Source organism: Protofrankia sp. Cas8 (genome assembly GCF_963555845.1).
Taxonomy (GTDB): domain Bacteria; phylum Actinomycetota; class Actinomycetes; order Frankiales; family Frankiaceae; genus Protofrankia.
This window is the reverse complement of the sequence record NZ_CAUVXI010000020.1, coordinates 1-608: the sequence shown is the minus strand read 5'-3', so window position 1 is coordinate 608 and position 608 is coordinate 1. Positions and strand designations below refer to the sequence as shown.

Here is a 608-nt window from a genome sequence, read left to right as displayed (position 1 = left end):
GCGTTCGAACCCGACCTCGCCGCTTCCCTAACCGGCCTCGGCATCCGGCTGTCGGAACTGGGCCGGCGAGAGGAGGCCCTAACCGCCACCGAACAGGCCGTCGAAATCCGTCGGCGGCTCGCCACAACCAACCGCGCCGCCTTCGAACCCGACCTCGCCACCTCCCTGGACAACCTCGGCGCCGACCTGTCGGAACTGGGCCGGCGAGAGGAGGCCCTGACCGCCACCGAACAGGCCGTCGAAATCCGTCGGCGGCTCGCCACGGCCAACCGCGCCGCCTTCGAACCCGACCTCGCCACCTCCCTGGACAACCTCGGCATCCGGCTGTCGGGACTGGGCCGGCGAGAGGAGGCCCTGACCGCGACCGAACAGGCCGTCGAAATCTACCGGCGGCTCGCCACGGCCAACCGCGCCGCCTTCGAACCCGACCTCGCCACCTCCCTGGACAACCTCGGCGTCCGGCTGTCGGGACTGGGCCGGCGGGAAGACGCCCTGACCGCCACCGAACAGGCCGTCGAAATCTACCGGCGGTTGGCCGCGGCGAATCGGGCCGCCTTTGAACCCGACCTCGCAGGCTCCCTGACCAACCTCGGCGTCTGGCTGTCGAG

The 608-nt window shown here is 71.1% G+C and carries 1 protein-coding gene; it reads left to right on the top strand.

Going from position 1 to position 608, the window contains the following annotated elements:
- On the top strand, positions 1–608 hold a 608-nt coding region (locus tag U9977_RS05500; RefSeq protein ID WP_322748074.1), incomplete at both ends, for a tetratricopeptide repeat protein.